Origin of the sequence: Aquibacillus albus (assembly GCF_016908325.1) — a bacterium.
GTDB lineage: Bacteria > Bacillota > Bacilli > Bacillales > Amphibacillaceae > Aquibacillus_A > Aquibacillus_A albus.
On the sequence record NZ_JAFBDR010000033.1, the window covers coordinates 1 to 17,933 of the forward strand.

The window sequence follows — 17,933 nt, forward strand, 5'->3', positions numbered from 1 at the left end:
AACTTTTTAAAAAGCGATTTTAAGAGTTTTAGTTAAGGTCGGTCTTTTTTACTTAAAAATGGTGGTTGACTTATTTACCATTATACGCTGTCACCTCCCGAAATTCCTCGAATTTTGTCGAACAGCAAGCATTAAAGGAATAGAGATCATCCTTCTTATGTTAAACTTTAATATAAATAGTTTTATTTATAAACAGCTGAGGAGTCTTTGATATGATACGATTTGCAGCTATTGGCTTTTCTGTTTCGATTATCGTCTATGCTTTGATGCACTATATCACTTATCTTTATCCATCAGAGCCTGGACTGTTTATCCTTTCTCTTTCAGGAATTTTAGCAGTTGTGTTCGGTTTTATCTACTTGCCGATCAAGGCATTGCCGATACCGACATTTTTACTGGTAATCGCTATGATCATCCAACTAAGTACAGGCGGTTCACTCCTTGCATTTGCGGTGGATGGTATCGTCCAAATGCGCAGCCTGATCGCTTTGTTACTGATTGTCCCAGTTATAGGATGGATTCTAAAAGAGGAAAACTACATTGATGCTATTATGAATGTCGCTCATAATTTTCTTAACACGAGTAAAAAATTCTATTTCGGGTTGATGATTGTCAATCAAATCATTGCCTACTTCTTGCTATTCGGAGCAATTCCAATGATGTATCAGTTCATCAATGACTTTTTGCGAGATAAAACAAGTGAGGCATGGGAGTACTTTAAAGGAACAGCCCTTTTACGATCATTTGCCCTGACAACACTTTGGGTGATTAGCATCCCGAGCTTTGCCTTCGCTGTCGATCATCTTCACGCTTCGCTCGGTTGGACAATTGTGCAAGGCTTCTTTATTTCATTAGCAGGAATTGGCCTTTCTGTACTTTTTGCGTCGTTGAAGGAAAAAAGTTACCGTGTGGATATAACAGGAGAGCTTGAGAGCGAAATTGATAGACTTGTACAACATTCTAACGGAAACGAAAGCAACAATCGACTGATCCTTGAATTCGCCTTTCTATTTGTATCGTTGTTCAGCTCCATTTTCATTTTACATATAACGATGGGGTGGGAGCTTCTGATCATTATTCCACCGATGATTGTGATATGGACTTGTGCTTATTTTCTAATCAAAAGGCGAAGCGCACGATTGTTAAAGCAAATAAAAAGTTATGTTGGTAAGGAAGTAAAATTTAAATCGCAGCAGTTCTGTCTCTTGTTAGCTGCCGCATTATTAATATACGCTGTCAATGAATCGGGGATTGGAAGTTATATCGTAGATGGCATGTTTCTTATCGAAGAATATGTGCCCTTTTTGAACATCCTGGCAATCCTTCCTTTCACTGTCATTTTACTAGGTTTTATCGGGCTTGGTCCTTTAACGGTTATCGTTCTTGTGGCAGGTATTTTGCAGCATGTCAGCCTACCATATCCACCAGAATTAGTAGTATTAGCGATCACATCAGGAAGTGTTATTTCGATCGTGTTATCACCAATTGTTTTGCCAATTATCGTCTTGAGCGCCTCTAACCGCTTAAGCGTCATTAAAAATGGCTTTGGCTTTAACCTTGGATTTACGATTGCTTTTTATTTTCTCGTTCAAGCTTATATTCAGTTTATGTGGTATGTGGTTTATTAGGGAATTTTATTTATTGTGTTATAATCGTTATAACAATTATAATAAGGATGTGATTTTTTGGAACAATTTGAAAGAAAGGTTACGAAGATTGGAAACAGTTTTGGCATCACTCTCCCCAATGAATTACTTAAACAAGTTGGCTTAGCACAAGGTGATGATGTGCAAGTTGAAGTTAAAGATGGGAAGATAGTTTTAAGAAAAAAAGAACAGGTTTCCCTTCCTGATGGTGTTGATGCCGAATTCATGGATATTTTAAATGATGTCATTAAAGAACATGACAAAGCGTTTAAAGGATTAGTGAATAGATAATGAATGAGATTATCTATCTAACAACAAATCAAGTCATTGCTATTAATACTGTACAAATTCGTCTATACTCTCCAGGTGAACCAATGGGAGTAAAAGATCCAACCTTACTTGATTCAGCGATTAATCGACCAAAACAATCGGTATTTGGTAGTGATGCATATCCCTCTATCTACGAAAAATCGGCTGCACTTTTTGAATCAATAGCAAAGAACCATGCTTTCCATAATGCGAATAAACGAACAGCCCTTGCTTCATTCATTGTTTTCTTGAAAATAAACCATTATCGATGGACAATGGGAATTGAAGAAGAACAGGACTTTACAGTTGATGCAGTAAATCATAAATACACATTTGAAGAAATAGTAACAACGATAAAAAATCATACAGAAAGAGTATAAATCCATTCCCTCTTTAACTTGAGAGAATGGATTCTTTTTACTATTTTAACAGAACTCTGGTAACCCCTTTATTAAGGAGTACAACTCCAAAACCGAACTACTTAGCTTCCTTTCGTTTTAACCATTCATCCACTTTTTCAATATCCTTCGAAAAAATGCGGTCAGCCACTATTGGTTGAATAAAGCTTCGTATTTCCTTAAAAAACGTTGACGTGGAAGTTGCCATTTTCTCGACACCCCTTATTTCAACTGCCTGTGTTGCACAAATGGATTCAATCGCCAGTACTCGGCGAGCGTTTTGAATTACCTGATAGGCGTGCCTTGCACCGATGGTTCCCATACTAACGTGGTCTTCCTGGTTTGCGGAGGACGGAATAGAATCGACGCTGGCAGGATGAGCTAGTGTTTTATTCTCGGATACGAGTGAAGCGGCCACATATTGCATAATCATAGCTCCGGATTGCAATCCAGGCTCAGGGCTCAGGAAAGGGGGGAGATCATTTAACTGTGGATTCACTAGTCGCTCCACTCTACGCTCGGCAATGTTTGCTAATTCAGCGATGGCGATGGCAAGGAAATCCATCGCTAAGGCAATGGATTGCCCGTGAAAGTTTCCACCTGAAATGACTTTTTCACCTTGATTAAAAATAAGCGGATTATCTGTTGCTGCATTCATTTCTATTGCAAGCTTATCCTTTACGTAGATTAGTGTCTGCCAGGTTGCTCCGTGAACTTGTGGAATACACCGCAAAGAGTAGGCATCCTGGACCCTTAATTCCCCTTGTTTTGTTGTTAATTGACTATCCGCCAAATAAGCACGCATCCGTTTTGCAACATCGATCTGCTCTTGATAGCCTCGTGCTTGATGTATCTCCTCTTCAAACGCATCCGTAATTCCCCTTAGTCCTTCCATCGTTACAGAGGCGATTAGCTCCGATTGATACGCTAACTTTTCCGCCTCAAGATAAGCAACAACTCCCATCGCCGCCATCGCCTGCGTACCATTTATGAGCGCTAAGCCTTCTTTCGCGGTCAGCTTAATGGGAGCTAACCCTTCTTTTGACAAAGCATGGAGCGCGGGCATACGGTTCCCCTTATAAAAAACCTCCCCTTCTCCAATTAGAGCTAATGCGAGATGAGCTAATGGGGCTAAGTCCCCACTTGCACCTAGGGATCCTTGCTGCGGAATCACTGGATGAATCCTTTTATTGATAAATTCTAGTAGTCTTTTTATAATCAAAACTCGCACACCAGAAAATCCTTTTAACAAAGCGTTCGCTCGTAATAACAGCATGGTTCGAGACACTACTTCCGGGAAAGGTTCGCCAACTCCACATGCATGAGAATGTATTAAATGAAGCTGCAATGCTTCGACATCATCTTTTTCGATCCGTACATCACTGAATTTTCCAAAACCCGTATTTATTCCATAGACGGTCTTCTCCTGATCAACAATCCGCTCAACAGCTTTACGGCTTTCCTCGACTTTATCAAGACTTTCCTTCGATGCTCGAACACCCTCATCATTAAAAATAACCCGTTTAACCTGTTCAAAATTCAGGTCATTGCCATTTAAAATGATCATTTTGTTCTTCCTCCTCGATGATTAACCATACTCAAAGCATGAGGTTGATTCACTTTTGCTTGGATTCTCTCTGGGAACTCAATCATATCCCCGTTTTGATTTACTTTAGCTCCATTTTCGTTCCTGAACTCCATCATCTAACGTACAAAAAGGGGGCTATATCAGAAAATCACTAGATCTCACTGATATAGCCCCCTACTTCATCGCTAACTACTTAAAGCGTAAGCGCTTTTCATATCGTTGTCAATATGGCTTTCATCCACATATTACGACACGTTTCCGACACCCATTAAATCGATTGCCATTTCTCAAACAGCTGATTGACACGTTTTGCGATTGTTTCTTCAGATACAGTTAATAGCTTTCCATTTTCAACGATATGCTTCCCTTCCACATAAACATCTTTTATCGCATTTGGCTGCATCGAATAAACGATGTTTGCGATCAATTCTGTTTTCGGCAAAAGGGACAGATCGTTGCTATCCATCGCAATAAAATCAGCACGACGCCCTTCCTCTAATGCTCCAACTGGTAATCGCAAAATTTCACCGCCGTTTTTTGTTCCCATATCAAACACCTGTTTAGCGTTCATACATGTGCCATCGAGCTTGGATACCTTTTGCAATAACGAACACATTCGCATTTCTTCAAAAACGGAAATTCGGTTATTACTACATGCCCCGTCAGATCCAAATGTAACATGGACACCTGACTGGACTAAATCTGGTATGTTGGTAATCCCATCGGAAAGAAACATGTTACTTGAAGGGCAATAGGCAAGCGAAATATTTTTTGAGCCGAGCAATTCTATTTCAGATTGCTCTAGCCAAACTAAGTGAATCGCAATCATCCGCTCATCCACTACGCCCAATGAATCCAGGTAATGCGCTGGACGGAGACCATATTTTTCTAACATTTCTTCTACTTCAAACGGCTCCTCTGCTACATGAATATGAAAGGGTGTATCAAGTTCACAAGCAAGTTTATGCCCAGCCTTAATCATTTCTGGAGAAGCCGCATGCGGACTATGTGGAGCTGGTTGGATCGAAATCATTGGATCGCCTTGGTATTTCTTCGCCAGCTCGCGTGTTCTAGATACTGCTTGATCAACAGTCTCTAGATAAGCCTTTGGAGCACCATCCCAATCATACATCGTTCGAGCCATCACAAACCGAATCTCTAAATCCTTCGCCGCTTGGATGACTGCCTCATCATGAGCCGTACCATTGTTATGAACATAGAAAAAATCACTGACCGTTGTCGCCCCATAGCGAAGCATTTCACCAAAGGCGAACAATGCCCCCGTATAAATGGCATCTTCATCTAAGTATGGCGTGTACTTATAGAGGGCCTCATCTCTCCATTCTAAAAACGGACGGTCAACAGCAATGCCTCGAAGTAAGCTTTGAAAGGAATGATTATGTGCATTAACGGATCCAGGAATTAACGTTTTCCCCTTCAACGCTGTGATTTTTACCCCATTGTATTTTTCTTTTAAACGTTGACCTGGCCCTACTTCCTTTATCATACCTGCTTCCACATACAATCCATAATTATCTTGAAGTGTATCCTTTGTATACACCTTATCAGCTATGAATAATTCCCCCATCATTATTCCCCCCTACCATTCTTTTTGATCCATTGTTAAAATCGAATGGAGCAATACGTTAGCAACCTTTTCGATATCCTCCATTCGGCTCTCCTCTTCTGGGCAATGACTTTTTCCGTCTAAACTAGGAACAAATAACATCCCTGATCGAGTAATGGATGCCATATGTGCAGCGTCATGACCAGCCATACTGCCTAAACGGTAGGAAGGATAGCCCAGCTCTTTGGATTGCTCCTCACAACAAGCAATCACATCACGATTCATCGGTACAGCTTGCTGATCCAGCATCTTTTTTCGTTGCACGTCTACTAATCTATCTTTTTTAATCGTCTCCATTTTTGCTTCCCATTGAGCTAACACATCCTGGATTTTATCGTTTGTTTGTCCTCGTATTTCTAAGGAAAATGTCACCTCCCCCGGAACAATGTTCGTCGCATTTGGTTTAACAAAAACTTGACCAATCGTACCGACTACCTCTTCATCCGGATATGCTTTTAAAATAGCCTCCAGCTCGAGGCTCATGTTAGCTGCTGCTAGAAACGCATCGCTACGATCCTTCATTAACGTTGTCCCGGCATGATTTGCTTCCCCAAGTACTGTCACTTCTTCTCTATAAATCCCTGTTATTCCGGTCACAACACCAACAGGGATATCTCGATTTAACAATCGCTTCCCTTGTTCAATGTGAACCTCTAAAAAGGCAGAAAACGCTTCGTCTTTACGAACAGCCCCTTCAAAATCATCTGGATCGCCGCCAGCTTCTTTGATGCCAGTCGTTAATTTTTTCCCAGAAGGGTCAGTAACACCTTCTATGTCCTGATATGCTAATTTTCCAGTGATCGCTCTACTTCCAAAGGTCGACAGTCCAAAAGGATTAGGCTCCTCAGCACTGAAAGAAACCAGCTCTAGTGGATGCTTCGTTTTTATTCCTTGTTCATCCAAAACCCGCATGACTTCTAATGCGAGGATGACACCTAATGCTCCATCATACATCCCGCCATTCGGAACGGAATCAATATGCGAACCAAATGCAATCGCTGGCAAATGATCCACCTGCCCCTGTCGTCTTGCCCAAATATTTGCCGCCTGATCGACACGAACATCGACATTTAATTGGTCGAGTTCATCCTTCAACCAGTTTCTTGCTTCGATTTCCGCTGGTGTAAAGGTTGTACGGTCCATGCCGCCGTTAGCATTTCGACCGATTTTTCCTAATTCAGATAATTTTTGTTCAATGATTTGTTTATTGACCGTAACCGTTGATTTGTCCATAAAAATCACACCTCTTATTTATGTTAGCTGTTTTCCTACCACTACAGGAACCCCATTTTTAATCACTGTATCCACATGGTTCATGCCGTACTGATAAGATAAGGTGAGGTAGTTTGGAACATCAAATATAGTAATATCTGCTTTCTTACCAGTCTCTAAACTGCCAATCTCTTGCGCACGGCCAATCGCATGAGCAGCATTGATTGTTGTGGCGGTTAATACTTCTTCCGGCGTCATGCCCATTTTCAAGCAGCCTAAGTTCATCATAAAAGGAAGGGACAGCGTTGGTGATGATCCTGGATTTGCATCCGTGGACAGTGCCACTGCCACCCCCCGGTCAATCATTTTCCTTGCCTGTGCAAACTCTGCCATTAGGAAAAATGCAGTTCCTGGGAGTAATACACCAATCACATTACGATCTGCCATCTGTTTGATTCCTTCATCAGATGCTTTCAACAGGTGGTCCGCTGATAATGCCCCTACCTCGGCAGCTAATTCCGCACCAGCATATGGTTCAATCTCATCAGCATGAATTTTTGGAATCAGTCCATATTCTTTTCCAGCTTCAAGAATTCTCCTCGATTGGTCAGGAGTAAATACCCCGCGTTCACAAAAGACATCATTAAACGTTGCAAGTCCTTGTCGCGCCACCTCTGGAATCATTTCTTTTATCACTGTCTCAACGAATTTTTCCGGGTTGTTTTTATCCTCGATTGGAACCGCGTGTGCACCCATGAACGTAGAAACAATGTCCATACTATGATGCGTATCCAGCTTTTGGGCAACTTCAAGCTGTTTGAGTTCATGCCCCAATGACAAACCATAGCCACTTTTCGCTTCTAAAGTAGTAACACCATGCAACAAAAATTTATCAAGCCTACTTTTCGACTCCTCATACAATTGGTCAAACGATGCTTGCTGTGTCGCCCGGGTTGTCGCATGGATTCCTCCGCCAGCGTTCATGATTTCCATGTAGGACTTCCCTTTCAGGCGCATGGCATATTCATTTTCCCTCGTTCCAGCATGTACAAGATGGGTATGCGGATCAATCAATCCCGGTGTCACCGTTTTGTTGGTCGCATCTATCTGCGTAGCATTGGAAAGGAGGTCCTGATACTTTTCATGAATCTCATCTGTTTTCCCAATAGCTAAAATCTTGTTGTCTTGGACAAGAACAGCACCATCTTCAATGATGTTCATTTTACTCATTGCTTCCTGTTTGGCCGGCATATCCGAATGCCCTGCCATCGTAATGACCTGTGCTGCATTATGAATAAATAAAATTTTCGTCAAGCTTACACCTTCCCATCATTTAACATTGGAATATGAACGCCTTTTTCTTTTGCTGTTTTTATTGCAGTATCATATCCCGCATCCACATGCCTTACTACTCCCATACCAGGATCAGTCGTTAACACACGCTCTAAACGTTGCTCGGCATCCTTTGTTCCATCTGCAACAATAACCATTCCCGCATGGAGCGAGTATCCCATCCCTACTCCACCGCCATGGTGAACACTTACCCAGCTCGCGCCACCAACACTATTAATCAGCGCGTTTAGAATAGGCCAATCAGCAACAGCATCACTGCCATCCTTCATTCCCTCTGTTTCACGGTTAGGCGATGCAACAGAACCAGAATCCAGGTGATCACGCCCAATAACAATCGGTGCTTTTAATTCCCCGCTCGCAACCATGTCGTTGATAATCTTGCCAAATCTCGCACGCTCTCCATAACCGAGCCAGCAAATTCTAGAAGGCAATCCTTGAAAGCTGACCTTTTCTTGCGCCATCTTGATCCATTTGCACAGCGGCTTGTTATCACTAAATTCCTTCAAAATCACTTCATCTGTCTTATAAATATCTTCTGGATCACCGGACAAGGCTACCCAACGGAACGGACCTTTTCCTTCACAAAATTGCGGACGGATATATGCCGGGACAAAGCCAGGAAAATCAAACGCATTTTCGACACCTTCATCCTTGGCCACTTGTCGGATGTTGTTTCCGTAATCAAACGTAATCGCGCCTTTTTGCTGCATCGTTAACATTGCTTTCACATGTGTCGCAATGCTCTTTTTTGATAATTGGATATATTGTTCAGGATTCGTTTGTCTTAATTCCGCTCCTTCGTCTAGTGTCATATTAGCCGGTAAATACCCATTTAATGGATCATGAGAAGAAGTTTGATCTGTTAACACATCTGGAATAAATCCTTTTTCAATCATTTGCGGTAAAATTTCAGCAGCATTTCCTAATAAACCAATCGATAGTGCTTTTCCGTCTTTTTTAGCATCCTTCGCCAGTTGAATTACTTCTTCTAAGTTGTCTGTCGATGTATCTAAATACTTCGTTTCCAAACGCCTCTGTATCCTGCTTTGATCGACTTCGACAGCGATACAAACCCCGTCATTCAACGTAACTGCCAGAGGCTGTGCTCCGCCCATACCTCCTAATCCAGCAGTAAGTGTAATCGTTCCTTTTAAAGTTCCATGAAAATGCTGACGAGCGCACTCTGCAAAGGTTTCATACGTGCCCTGCACAATCCCTTGACTTCCTATATAAATCCAACTCCCCGCAGTCATCTGCCCGTACATCATAAGTCCCTTCTGATCAAGCTCATGGAAATGATCCCAATTCGCCCATGCTGGAACTAAATTAGAATTAGCAATCAAAACTTTTGGCGCATCTTTATGTGTTTTGAAAACAGCAACTGGTTTTCCTGATTGAACCAATAACGTTTCATTATCCTCTAATTGTTTAAGCTCCTTGACGATGGCCTCATAACACTCCCAGTTTCGAGCAGCCTTTCCGATCCCGCCATAGACCACTAATTCGTCTGGATTTTCAGCAACTTCCGGATTGAGATTATTATTAAGCATTCGTAGTGCAGCTTCTTGTATCCAATTTTTCGCGTGTAATTCAGTCCCAGTAAATTGTTCCACTGACTTTTTATGGTTTGTCACAATATCCATCTCCCAAAGTTGTAATATTCGAGTAATTAAAACTTTAGCAATCTGAAAACTTTTAAAAAAATACTTACTATAATAAAAATATTTTTAGAAATGATAAAAAATTACTGTAAATAGGAAGTCAATATGGAGTGTTTGCGGCTGGGTTGAGAGGAAATTCCGGAGCGGTGCGCATAAATGCCGCTGGAATGAGAGTATTTCCCGGAACGGTGCGCATAAACGTCACTAGAATGAGAGTAATTACCGAAGCGGTGCGCATAAACGTTGCTAGAATGAGAGTAATTACCCAAGCGGTGCGCATAATCGTCGCTGGAGTGAGAGTAAATACCGGAGCGGTGCGCATAAACGATGCTGGAATGAGAGGAAATTCCGGAACGGTGCGCATAAACGCCGCTGGAATGAGAGGAATTACCGGATCGGTGCGCATAAATGACGCTAGAATGAGAGGAAATTCCGGAACGGTGCGCATAAACGCCGCTGGAATGAGAGGAATTCCCGGAACGGTGCGCATAAATGACGCTGGAATGAGAGGAAATGCCGGAGCGGTGCGCATAAACGTCGCTGGAATGAGAGTAATTACCGGAACGGTGCGCATAAACACTGCTAGAATGAGAGTATTTCCCGGAACGGTGCGCATAAACTTCGCTGGAATGAGAGTAATTACCGGAACGGTGCGCATAAACGTCGCTGGAATGAAAGTAAATTCCGGTGCTGTGCGCATAAACGCGGCTTGAGTGAGAGTAATTACCGGAACGATGCGCGTAAAATGGATGCCGATGCCACTACCGTCAACTTGTGTAATTTTCAAAATAAATAGGAGTACCGCGTAGATAATATCAAAGGATCCACGAGATACTCCTATAAATGCATCGTTAATTAGTACAACGAGTCTTCTGTCCGATACAATCTTACCACAAATGCTTTATGCATGTCCCCAACGGGTGTTGTGATGTCTCCTAAGGACATTAATTAGTGATGATCCGCCCCAAGTAAGGAAAAGCAATAGTCCACAGCAATAATCCAACAGGGTATACAATGAATATCCCCACCACTTGAGCAAGAGGAAATAATATACTTCCAAGTAATATTGTAATGCCAACCCATTTAGGGAGTGATGTTAATCTTATCAAGGCAATTCCTGTTAGGATACCAGCTAAAGGAAAAAGAGGTGCTAGGAAGAAAAATATAGTCATTAACCCTCCATATCCTGCGTAATATGATTCTAACAGTTCAACAGGTACGCCGTGTTGAATCAGGTCATATGTCAATGTACGGAAATAAGCTGTCGCACCGTAGGCTCCAATACTACCAAACAATCCAATAATTGCGATTAAACCACCTAATATCTTCTGGCTTTTAGAAATATAGTTGGCGGTGACTAAGAACATGGGAATGAAAAGGACTGCTGCAAAACCTGCAATGATTCCTTCAATGTAATTATGTGTGGACACGCCATCAAAATAAAAATCAAATTCACCAATTTTTAAAATAAAGAAAATACCTGATAATAAATATAATGGTGCAGCTAACCAAAATGTCAGTTTAGTTAAAAAAAGAAGTGGATATGTAGACTGTGTAGGGATATAGCTATTCGTTTCTAATTGACTTGACATCATAAAGGCCTCCTTTTTGAAGTTTCAAACTTTATCCTAGATTATAATGTAGGATTCTAAAGTGCAGTTAAAGTAAACCTTAAGAATTCTTTAGGTTTCCAGATAACACAGGCATACACGTACCGCTAAGCTCCTGCCTACGGCACATTCTCTTTGTCACGGCCCTTGCAGCAGTCATGTCGAAGTGTGGGGCAAGGCAATTTAGCATTTTAAAAAGGGGATTTATGAAAGGATGTTGAATTTATATATTAGAGTTTCACGAAAATCGTTAAGGGGTTTTTATAATGTCAGAAAGAAAAATTATGATTGTTGATGATGAAATTGAGATTATAGAGATGGTTAAATTATTTTTAGAGCGGGAAAATTATGAGCTTATTACTTTGAATTTTGGAGACGAGGTGCTTGATAAAGTAAAAGATGTGAAACCAGATTTATTGATTCTTGATATACTTTTGCCTGGCATTGATGGGATTGAAATATGTCAATCCTTACGCAAGTTTACAGATATCCCTATTATTTTCATCAGTTGTAAGGCTGAAGATGTCGATAAAGTTGTTGGACTTAGTGCAGGTGGAGATGATTACATGACAAAGCCGTTTAGTCCTATTGAACTTGTTGCGAGAGTGAAAGCTCATTTGAGAAGGAGCAGTACTTTAAAAACAGCACAAATAAATGCTGTCATCACACGTGGTTCTTTGGAAATGAATAGGTTCACACAAAGAGTGTTTGTACATGGAAGAGAGGTTCACCTTTCATCTAGAGAATTTAAGTTACTTCATCAATTAGCCCAACACCCAGGAAGAATCTATAGTTTGGCAGAGTTGTATGAATTAGTTTGGGGAATCGATAGTATCAGTGATACAAGAACCGTCATGGTACATATTAGTAACTTGAGAAAGAAGCTTGAAGACGTTCAGGCAGCCAATACGGCCGATCGTTCAAAAAATGCACCCTATATTGTAACGATACGTGGTGCAGGGTATAAATTCAATGAAGATCAGTTAGGATAAACGACGGTGTTTATTTTCCAAGCTAGATTCAAAGATTGGCAATGTCATACAAAATTGACTTCCCACCGGATTATTTTGCTCTGCCCAAATATTTCCCTCGTGTGCCTCTATAATGGCCTTCGATATCGCTAATCCCAAACCACTTCCTTGTTGCGTCGAATTATGCTTTGATTTATAAAAACGTTCAAATATTTTGCTGAGTTCATCCTGTGGAATCCCGGTTCCCTCGTCTGAGATGGATATTTTTAAGCGCTTATCATTCGGGATTCTATACTCTTCTACCGTAATGCGAATGGTACTGTTTGCCGGTGAGAACTTTATCGCGTTCATCACAAGATTTGCAAACACTTGCTCTAGTCGATGGGAATCAATATAAAGAGACATAGCCTTTATCTTATCATGTAGATCGTTGTGATACTCAAACTGAAGCCCCGCTTGACGGATATCAAGCGCACAATCGTTTATCGCTTGATCCAGCCACTCCTCAACTGAAACCATGCTTTTATGAAAAGACGTTTTCTTTACTTCTAACCTAGATAATTCAAATAGATCTTCGATTAATTGATTTAACCGAATGATTTTTCCATGCGTTTGAATAAGGTGTTGCTTTTTCTTCTCAGGGTCTTGAATGACATCATGAATCAGCGCTTCCAAGTATCCTTGAATGAGCGTAATAGGGGTGCGGAGTTCATGGGAAATGTTCGCGAAGAGTTGTTTTCTTGATTCTTCATATTCAATGATTTTCTCATTTTTTTGTGCAAGCTTTTGATTGGCTCCCATTAACTTCCCATTTGTTTCTTCCAGTTCTTTCGTTCTGTTCCTCACTTTATCTTCCAGTTTTTCATTTAAGTTTCGCAATTGTTGACTTAAATTTTCAATGGTCGTAAAGGCTTTGGAGAAATTTTTTGAAAGAATGAGAGCTTGACCGAAGAGATAACAATATAATCCCCAATATAAGTAATATCCTGTGCTGATCGTGCCAACAACATTTAAGATATCATTAATAACTGTGAACATGAAGAAGCTGAAGAAAAGAAGGGTAGTTTTGGCCCCTTCCATACGATTTTTTGAAGCTAAATAAATGATGAACCATAAATAAATCATGAGTAATATATTGTATATATTCCCGTATACAACGTAATGCGAATAAACCGAAGCAGGGGTTACTAGAATGATCATGATTGGAATGAAAGGTAAAAGAATGATGGCTTTCATAAGACGATTCGGGATCATATTTGGAAATAGACGATTAATAAAGAGAGGAACGAATAAAAACTTTGCCACGGTTGCACATAAATATTCCATTTTTAATGCCATTTCCCAACTGAAATGCTCAAACAACTTTGTAATCATCACTTCACCAATAAAAAGGTTTTGGATGCCAAACAATACGCAAATGATACCGAAATACAAATGGTAAAGGGCTTTTGGTCTGAAGCAAAATAGAGCAATAAAATAGATACCCATTATGAACAAACTACCAAATAAGAATAGGTGAACAGCAATGTTTAACTGCGTCTGTGTAGCGATATCATGCACTGTTCCAATTTCTAGAGGCTGAAATAATCCTCCACTACGATGATGGAAGTTCGACACTTGGATCGTAATGGTGGAGTCTTGATCGACGATATACGTCATATGGTTGATATATTGTGGGTGGGATGTGGTTTTGTCTATGCCAACTTCTCCGTTTGAAGCTACCAGTATATCATTGATCCACATCCGATAAGCAGTTGATGCATATGGGATCTTCAAGGCGAGGACGTCAGTCGAATCTCCAACGTACAACTGAAGTCGGTACGTGGCATAGCCTGTTCCAGGAAGCTTTTCACCGTTGATTTCATAGCGGTTCCATATGCTGGGTACAAACACCCATTGTCCATGTGGAGGATTGCCTCTTGAAAAATCAGAAGGTTCCAGTAACTCCCCCCAATAAAAAGCCCACTCTCCCTCTAGTGAAATAGCCCCTTTTTTAACAAAGTCCCATTCCGAGACGTCTATTTTTCCTTGTTCGGCTACAGGGATTGGTCGTTGATCATGTTCACTGTTTCGTTTGCTATCTGTACTTGATGCAACGCTAGATTCACAGCTTGTCAGTACCACAACAAGGATGACCAGCAAAACAACTAGATTTCCTCTATAAAAGAATTCTCGCCTAATCATATTTTGTAATCCCTTTCGCACAGGTCTAATGTCATAATTTTACCATATAATGTGAAAAGTGTTTTCTTTTTTTCCGTTTATAAAACCTAAAGAAATCTTTAGGTTTAATTTAACTTGGGTTAAGGTCGGGGCGTTATACTTCAAATATTAAAAAAATGATCAGTAAGTACTTATAAGGAGGACTGAAAAATAAATGGAAACACTATTTATCACTGGAGGAACTGGCTATATCGGAAGTGAAGTGGTAGAAACGGCGTTGGAACAGGGCTACCACGTACAAGTGTTAACACGTAGTTCCACGAAGGCCAAACTTCTTGAGGAAAAAGGAGTAGAAGCGATTGTCGGGGACCTTATAACCGATGATCATTGGCAAGATACAGCCTCAAAAGCTGACTATATGATTCATGTAGCTGCACCGCCAACTTGGGGGAAAAGAGTCTCCAAAAAAGTGGCTCTAGCGTTTCAACATGGGTTGTACGAGATGACCGAACGTTTGTTGCAATGCGCGCTTGAAAACCGACAATTAAAGAAACTCGTTTACGTGGCTGGCACAAGTTACTTTGGAGATACTGGATCCTCAACATATGCTTCGGAGAATTTTAAGCCAATTCCCAAAGGATGGGGACCATATCTTGCCCCGGCGGTTGACGCTTTAGAGAAATACACGAGTAAAGGCGTTCCGATTGTGACTGCTTTTCCTGGGGGCGTATATGGACCAGATTCTTGGTGTGTTCAATTGTTTCTAAAACCACTTTTCGAGGGCAAAAAAATCACTGGATTAAAGGGGTATAAACCTTATTTTTCCCCTATCCATTTAAAAGATTGCGCCAGGGCCTTAGTATTCCTATTACAGCATGGGCAAGCAAGTGAGCGTTACTTTCTTGTCGATGATCAGCCAATGACCTTTGGTGATGAATTTCTCCAATTAATTGAAAAAGAGATGAAAGTGACGGCTAAAACACAATATGTTCCTAGGTGGCTATGTACCATCATTTTAGGTCCAGTTTTAACGGAGTACTCAACAGCACATAATCATTTCTCTAATCGCAAGCTTCGCGATCTTGGCTTTGACTATCTGTATCCGAATGCCTCCGAAGGCCTACCTGTAGTCGTAGAGAGTTGGTTGAAGCAGGAATGCGCTAACATTCATTAATCGAGGAGTTGTTTTACATGTTAAGTCTGTATGAGATTTTAATCACGGTACACATAATCACAGCTATGTTGTGGTTGGGTGGCGCTTTAGTCGAAACTTTTTATTTTATCCCTCAGTTCAAAAAGGTTAGCAACGGCATAACGGAAGCGCACTTCATTAAAATTTGGTCTAGTTCTGGCCCGTACTATGGACCTGTTGTCTTACTTTTATTATTTACGGGTATAACGCTCACGATTTACGGTGGATGGGGATTTTTTCAAAGCTTTTGGTTAGGAACAAAGCAGGGAATTATGATCACGATTTTTCTTATAGCGATCGCAGCAGCATTTCCTAATATGGGCAAAACTCAAAAGATGGCAACTGCATTGTTAGAAAAGAACGAGCCAGCCAATGATGCCCTTCGTAAGCAATTCAAGAAGACAGTAGTATTTTTTGACATCATGCATATAGGTGTATTCATTAACGTTATTTTAGCTATATTACGTTTTTCATAGTGCTTTAACAAGACAGTTGGAAAGCCCCCATTGTAGATCAAGATGGGGACTTTTTTTTAGCTTGTAAGTTATTTGTCTTCCTTATTCTTTTTCGCTCTTCTTAATTTCGAGTTGATATCATGTTCTTCCCCAAATTCAGTCTGCAAGTTTCCTTTCATTTGTTTCCTTTTCCTTTTTTCTCGAATCTTCTCCAATTTCTTTTCAAGTCTTAATTCTTCGACTGGCTCTTCGCCTAATTCCTTCAATATAGAAATACTCATCAACAGTAAGATCACAGTTAACGGTAATGCACTTACAATAATCGCTGTTTGTAATCCGCTCAGGCCGCCTCTTCCCATCAAAATTAGTGCAGAGGCTGTCAGAAACAATCCCCAGCTAATTTTGACGAAGTTCGGGGGATGTAAGCTGCCGTTTGTTGTTTGCATTCCTAAGACGAAAGTAGCGGAATCAGCTGATGTGATAAAAAATGTTGCAATTAGTAATAAGGCAATGGTGGATAAAATACCACTCCCAGGCATCATATTAAAAGTCGCAAACAAGGCTGTTTCTACGCCTTGACCAGCAATATTTGCACCTTGAAACAATTCATAATAAATGCCCGTGCCACCGAAAACACCAAACCAGAGGATACAGACAGCTGTCGGTACAACCATCACGACAATAATAAATTCTCGGATGGTCCGTCCTTTGGATATACGGGCAATGAATGTACCAACAAACGGAGCCCAGGCAATCCACCATGCAAAGAAAAAGATTGTCCAATTTTGGACCCAAGCTGCATTTTCCTGATTGAATGGGGCCATTCGAAAGGACATCATCGGTAAATTTTGAATATATCCGCCGAGCGTTGTCATCAATAGACTTATGACAAATTGTAGAGGGCCAAGTAGTAAGAATGCAACAAACAATACTACCGCAAGCACCATATTTGCATTACTCAAATATTTGATTCCCTTGTTAATCCCCGTGCTTGCTGAAAGAATAAATAATGCTGTTGTAACTAAAATGATAATTACCTGTATCCAAAACGCATTAGGAATCCCTGTTAAATAAGAAAGCCCACCATTAATCTGTGCTGCACCGAGACCAAGTGAAGCAGCAACTCCAAATACCGTTGCAAAAACAGCAATGATGTCAACTGTGATACCAATTGGCCCCTTGGTTTTTTCACCAAGAATCGGATACAATGTGGCACTCATTATACCCGGCGCATCTTTCCTGAATTTAAAGTAAGCTAAAGCTAGTGCCACGACGGCGTAAATAGCCCAGGCATGAATCCCCCAGTTTAAATAAGTATATTGAAGAGCTACCTTTGCCGTTTCTGTTGTCCCAGCTTCTCCAAAAGGTGGGGTGACCAAGTGTGCAATTGGTTCGGAAATACCATAAAAGAGTAAACCAATCCCCATCCCAGCACTAAATAACATCGCAATCCAAGACGCTCGACTGTATTCAGGTTCATCTTCGTCTTTGCCTAATTTCACTTTTCCGTATTTACTGAAAATCAAATAGATCGCAAAAATCAAAAAGAAAAATGTTGCTAACAAATAGAACCAACCAAATTGCTCCAATAAAAAGGCCTTTGAGGTTTCCATAACGTTAGTGATGTTTTCAGGAAAAACAACACCCCAAATTACAAAAACAACAGCGATAACCATACCTATCCAATAAACGTAAGTAACCTTCTTCATATATAAACCTCCTTCCGGTGAACTTATCTTTTCCAGAAA

At 40.7% G+C, this 17,933-nt stretch carries 15 protein-coding genes; 6 read left to right on the forward strand and 9 right to left on the reverse strand.

Annotation, left to right across the window (positions count from 1 at the left end; translation table 11 throughout):
- The first annotated feature begins 212 nt into the window (after positions 1-212).
- The 3 genes from JOC48_RS19430 to JOC48_RS19440 are packed head-to-tail and all read left to right on the forward strand — an operon-like array spanning position 213 to position 2,335.
- On the forward strand, positions 213-1,628 hold the full coding sequence (locus tag JOC48_RS19430; protein ID WP_204502072.1) for a hypothetical protein: 1,416 nt from the start codon (positions 213-215) through the stop codon (positions 1,626-1,628).
- A 57-nt stretch (positions 1,629-1,685) separates the two neighbouring features.
- Complete coding sequence (locus tag JOC48_RS19435) at positions 1,686-1,937, forward strand: AbrB/MazE/SpoVT family DNA-binding domain-containing protein (RefSeq protein ID WP_204502073.1); 252 nt, start codon at positions 1,686-1,688, stop codon at positions 1,935-1,937.
- Entirely contained in the window at positions 1,937-2,335 is a 399-nt protein-coding gene (locus JOC48_RS19440) for a type II toxin-antitoxin system death-on-curing family toxin (RefSeq protein ID WP_204502074.1), read from the forward strand. The genes JOC48_RS19435 and JOC48_RS19440 overlap by 1 nt, the downstream gene beginning before the upstream one ends.
- A gap of 97 nt (positions 2,336-2,432) precedes the next feature.
- On the opposite strand, the gene hutH is transcribed toward JOC48_RS19440, so the two are convergent.
- From hutH to JOC48_RS19475, 7 genes are all read right to left on the reverse strand, one after another.
- On the reverse strand, positions 2,433-3,920 hold the full coding sequence (gene hutH, locus JOC48_RS19445; RefSeq protein WP_204502075.1) for a histidine ammonia-lyase: 1,488 nt from the start codon (positions 3,918-3,920) through the stop codon (positions 2,433-2,435).
- A gap of 289 nt (positions 3,921-4,209) precedes the next feature.
- Complete coding sequence (locus JOC48_RS19450) at positions 4,210-5,529, reverse strand: amidohydrolase family protein (RefSeq protein ID WP_204502076.1); 1,320 nt, start codon at positions 5,527-5,529, stop codon at positions 4,210-4,212.
- A 12-nt stretch (positions 5,530-5,541) separates the two neighbouring features.
- Positions 5,542-6,801, reverse strand: coding sequence for a Zn-dependent hydrolase (locus JOC48_RS19455; protein WP_204502077.1), 1,260 nt, complete (start codon positions 6,799-6,801; stop codon positions 5,542-5,544).
- An 18-nt stretch (positions 6,802-6,819) separates the two neighbouring features.
- Positions 6,820-8,049 (reverse strand): imidazolonepropionase, encoded by a 1,230-nt coding sequence (hutI, locus tag JOC48_RS19460; RefSeq protein ID WP_239584493.1) that lies wholly within the window; start codon positions 8,047-8,049, stop codon positions 6,820-6,822.
- A gap of 47 nt (positions 8,050-8,096) precedes the next feature.
- Positions 8,097-9,767, reverse strand: a complete 1,671-nt coding sequence (gene hutU, locus JOC48_RS19465; RefSeq protein WP_420829235.1) for a urocanate hydratase — start codon at positions 9,765-9,767, stop codon at positions 8,097-8,099.
- Between the two features lie 127 nt (positions 9,768-9,894).
- Positions 9,895-10,494: a hypothetical protein gene (locus tag JOC48_RS19470; RefSeq protein ID WP_204502080.1), complete on the reverse strand. Its 600-nt coding sequence runs from the start codon at positions 10,492-10,494 to the stop codon at positions 9,895-9,897.
- 244 nt (positions 10,495-10,738) lie between these two features.
- The gene (locus tag JOC48_RS19475; protein WP_204502081.1) at positions 10,739-11,386 is read right to left on the reverse strand and encodes a hypothetical protein; all 648 of its coding nucleotides are present in this window, start codon (positions 11,384-11,386) and stop codon (positions 10,739-10,741) included.
- A 284-nt stretch (positions 11,387-11,670) separates the two neighbouring features.
- Here JOC48_RS19475 and JOC48_RS19480 point away from each other — a divergent pair, with 284 nt between their 5' ends.
- Positions 11,671-12,396 carry a response regulator gene (locus tag JOC48_RS19480; RefSeq protein WP_204502082.1) on the forward strand — a complete coding sequence of 242 codons (726 nt, stop codon included), beginning with the start codon at positions 11,671-11,673 and terminating at the stop codon, positions 12,394-12,396.
- Here JOC48_RS19480 and JOC48_RS19485 read toward each other — a convergent pair.
- Complete coding sequence (locus JOC48_RS19485; RefSeq protein WP_204502083.1) at positions 12,388-14,559, reverse strand: sensor histidine kinase; 2,172 nt, start codon at positions 14,557-14,559, stop codon at positions 12,388-12,390. The two genes, JOC48_RS19480 and JOC48_RS19485, sit on opposite strands and share 9 nt — an antisense overlap.
- A 193-nt stretch (positions 14,560-14,752) precedes the next feature.
- Here JOC48_RS19485 and JOC48_RS19490 point away from each other — a divergent pair, with 193 nt between their 5' ends.
- Positions 14,753-15,712 carry an NAD-dependent epimerase/dehydratase family protein gene (locus tag JOC48_RS19490; RefSeq protein WP_204502084.1) on the forward strand — a complete coding sequence of 320 codons (960 nt, stop codon included), beginning with the start codon at positions 14,753-14,755 and terminating at the stop codon, positions 15,710-15,712.
- Between the two features lie 17 nt (positions 15,713-15,729).
- Complete coding sequence (locus tag JOC48_RS19495) at positions 15,730-16,206, forward strand: DUF2269 family protein (protein ID WP_204502085.1); 477 nt, start codon at positions 15,730-15,732, stop codon at positions 16,204-16,206.
- A gap of 68 nt (positions 16,207-16,274) precedes the next feature.
- Here JOC48_RS19495 and JOC48_RS19500 read toward each other — a convergent pair whose 3' ends face one another.
- Complete coding sequence (locus tag JOC48_RS19500; RefSeq protein ID WP_204502086.1) at positions 16,275-17,894, reverse strand: BCCT family transporter; 1,620 nt, start codon at positions 17,892-17,894, stop codon at positions 16,275-16,277.
- Positions 17,895-17,933 lie beyond the last annotated feature (39 nt).

What these genes read in the sequence shown, in the direction of transcription:
- JOC48_RS19430 (WP_204502072.1), top strand. Translation starts at nt 213, where the DNA reads ATGATACGATTTGCAGCTATTGGCTTTTCTGTTTCGATTATCGTCTAT.
- JOC48_RS19440 (WP_204502074.1), top strand. Translation starts at nt 1,937, where the DNA reads ATGAATGAGATTATCTATCTAACAACAAATCAAGTCATTGCTATTAAT.
- hutH (WP_204502075.1), bottom strand. Translation starts at nt 3,920, where the DNA reads ATGATCATTTTAAATGGCAATGACCTGAATTTTGAACAGGTTAAACGG.
- JOC48_RS19450 (WP_204502076.1), bottom strand. Translation starts at nt 5,529, where the DNA reads ATGGGGGAATTATTCATAGCTGATAAGGTGTATACAAAGGATACACTT.
- JOC48_RS19455 (WP_204502077.1), bottom strand. Translation starts at nt 6,801, where the DNA reads ATGGACAAATCAACGGTTACGGTCAATAAACAAATCATTGAACAAAAA.
- hutI (WP_239584493.1), bottom strand. Translation starts at nt 8,049, where the DNA reads ATGGCAGGGCATTCGGATATGCCGGCCAAACAGGAAGCAATGAGTAAA.
- JOC48_RS19470 (WP_204502080.1), bottom strand. Translation starts at nt 10,494, where the DNA reads ATGCGCACAGCACCGGAATTTACTTTCATTCCAGCGACGTTTATGCGC.
- JOC48_RS19475 (WP_204502081.1), bottom strand. Translation starts at nt 11,386, where the DNA reads ATGTCAAGTCAATTAGAAACGAATAGCTATATCCCTACACAGTCTACA.
- JOC48_RS19480 (WP_204502082.1), top strand. Translation starts at nt 11,671, where the DNA reads ATGTCAGAAAGAAAAATTATGATTGTTGATGATGAAATTGAGATTATA.
- JOC48_RS19485 (WP_204502083.1), bottom strand. Translation starts at nt 14,559, where the DNA reads ATGATTAGGCGAGAATTCTTTTATAGAGGAAATCTAGTTGTTTTGCTG.
- JOC48_RS19490 (WP_204502084.1), top strand. Translation starts at nt 14,753, where the DNA reads ATGGAAACACTATTTATCACTGGAGGAACTGGCTATATCGGAAGTGAA.
- JOC48_RS19495 (WP_204502085.1), top strand. Translation starts at nt 15,730, where the DNA reads ATGTTAAGTCTGTATGAGATTTTAATCACGGTACACATAATCACAGCT.
- JOC48_RS19500 (WP_204502086.1), bottom strand. Translation starts at nt 17,894, where the DNA reads ATGAAGAAGGTTACTTACGTTTATTGGATAGGTATGGTTATCGCTGTT.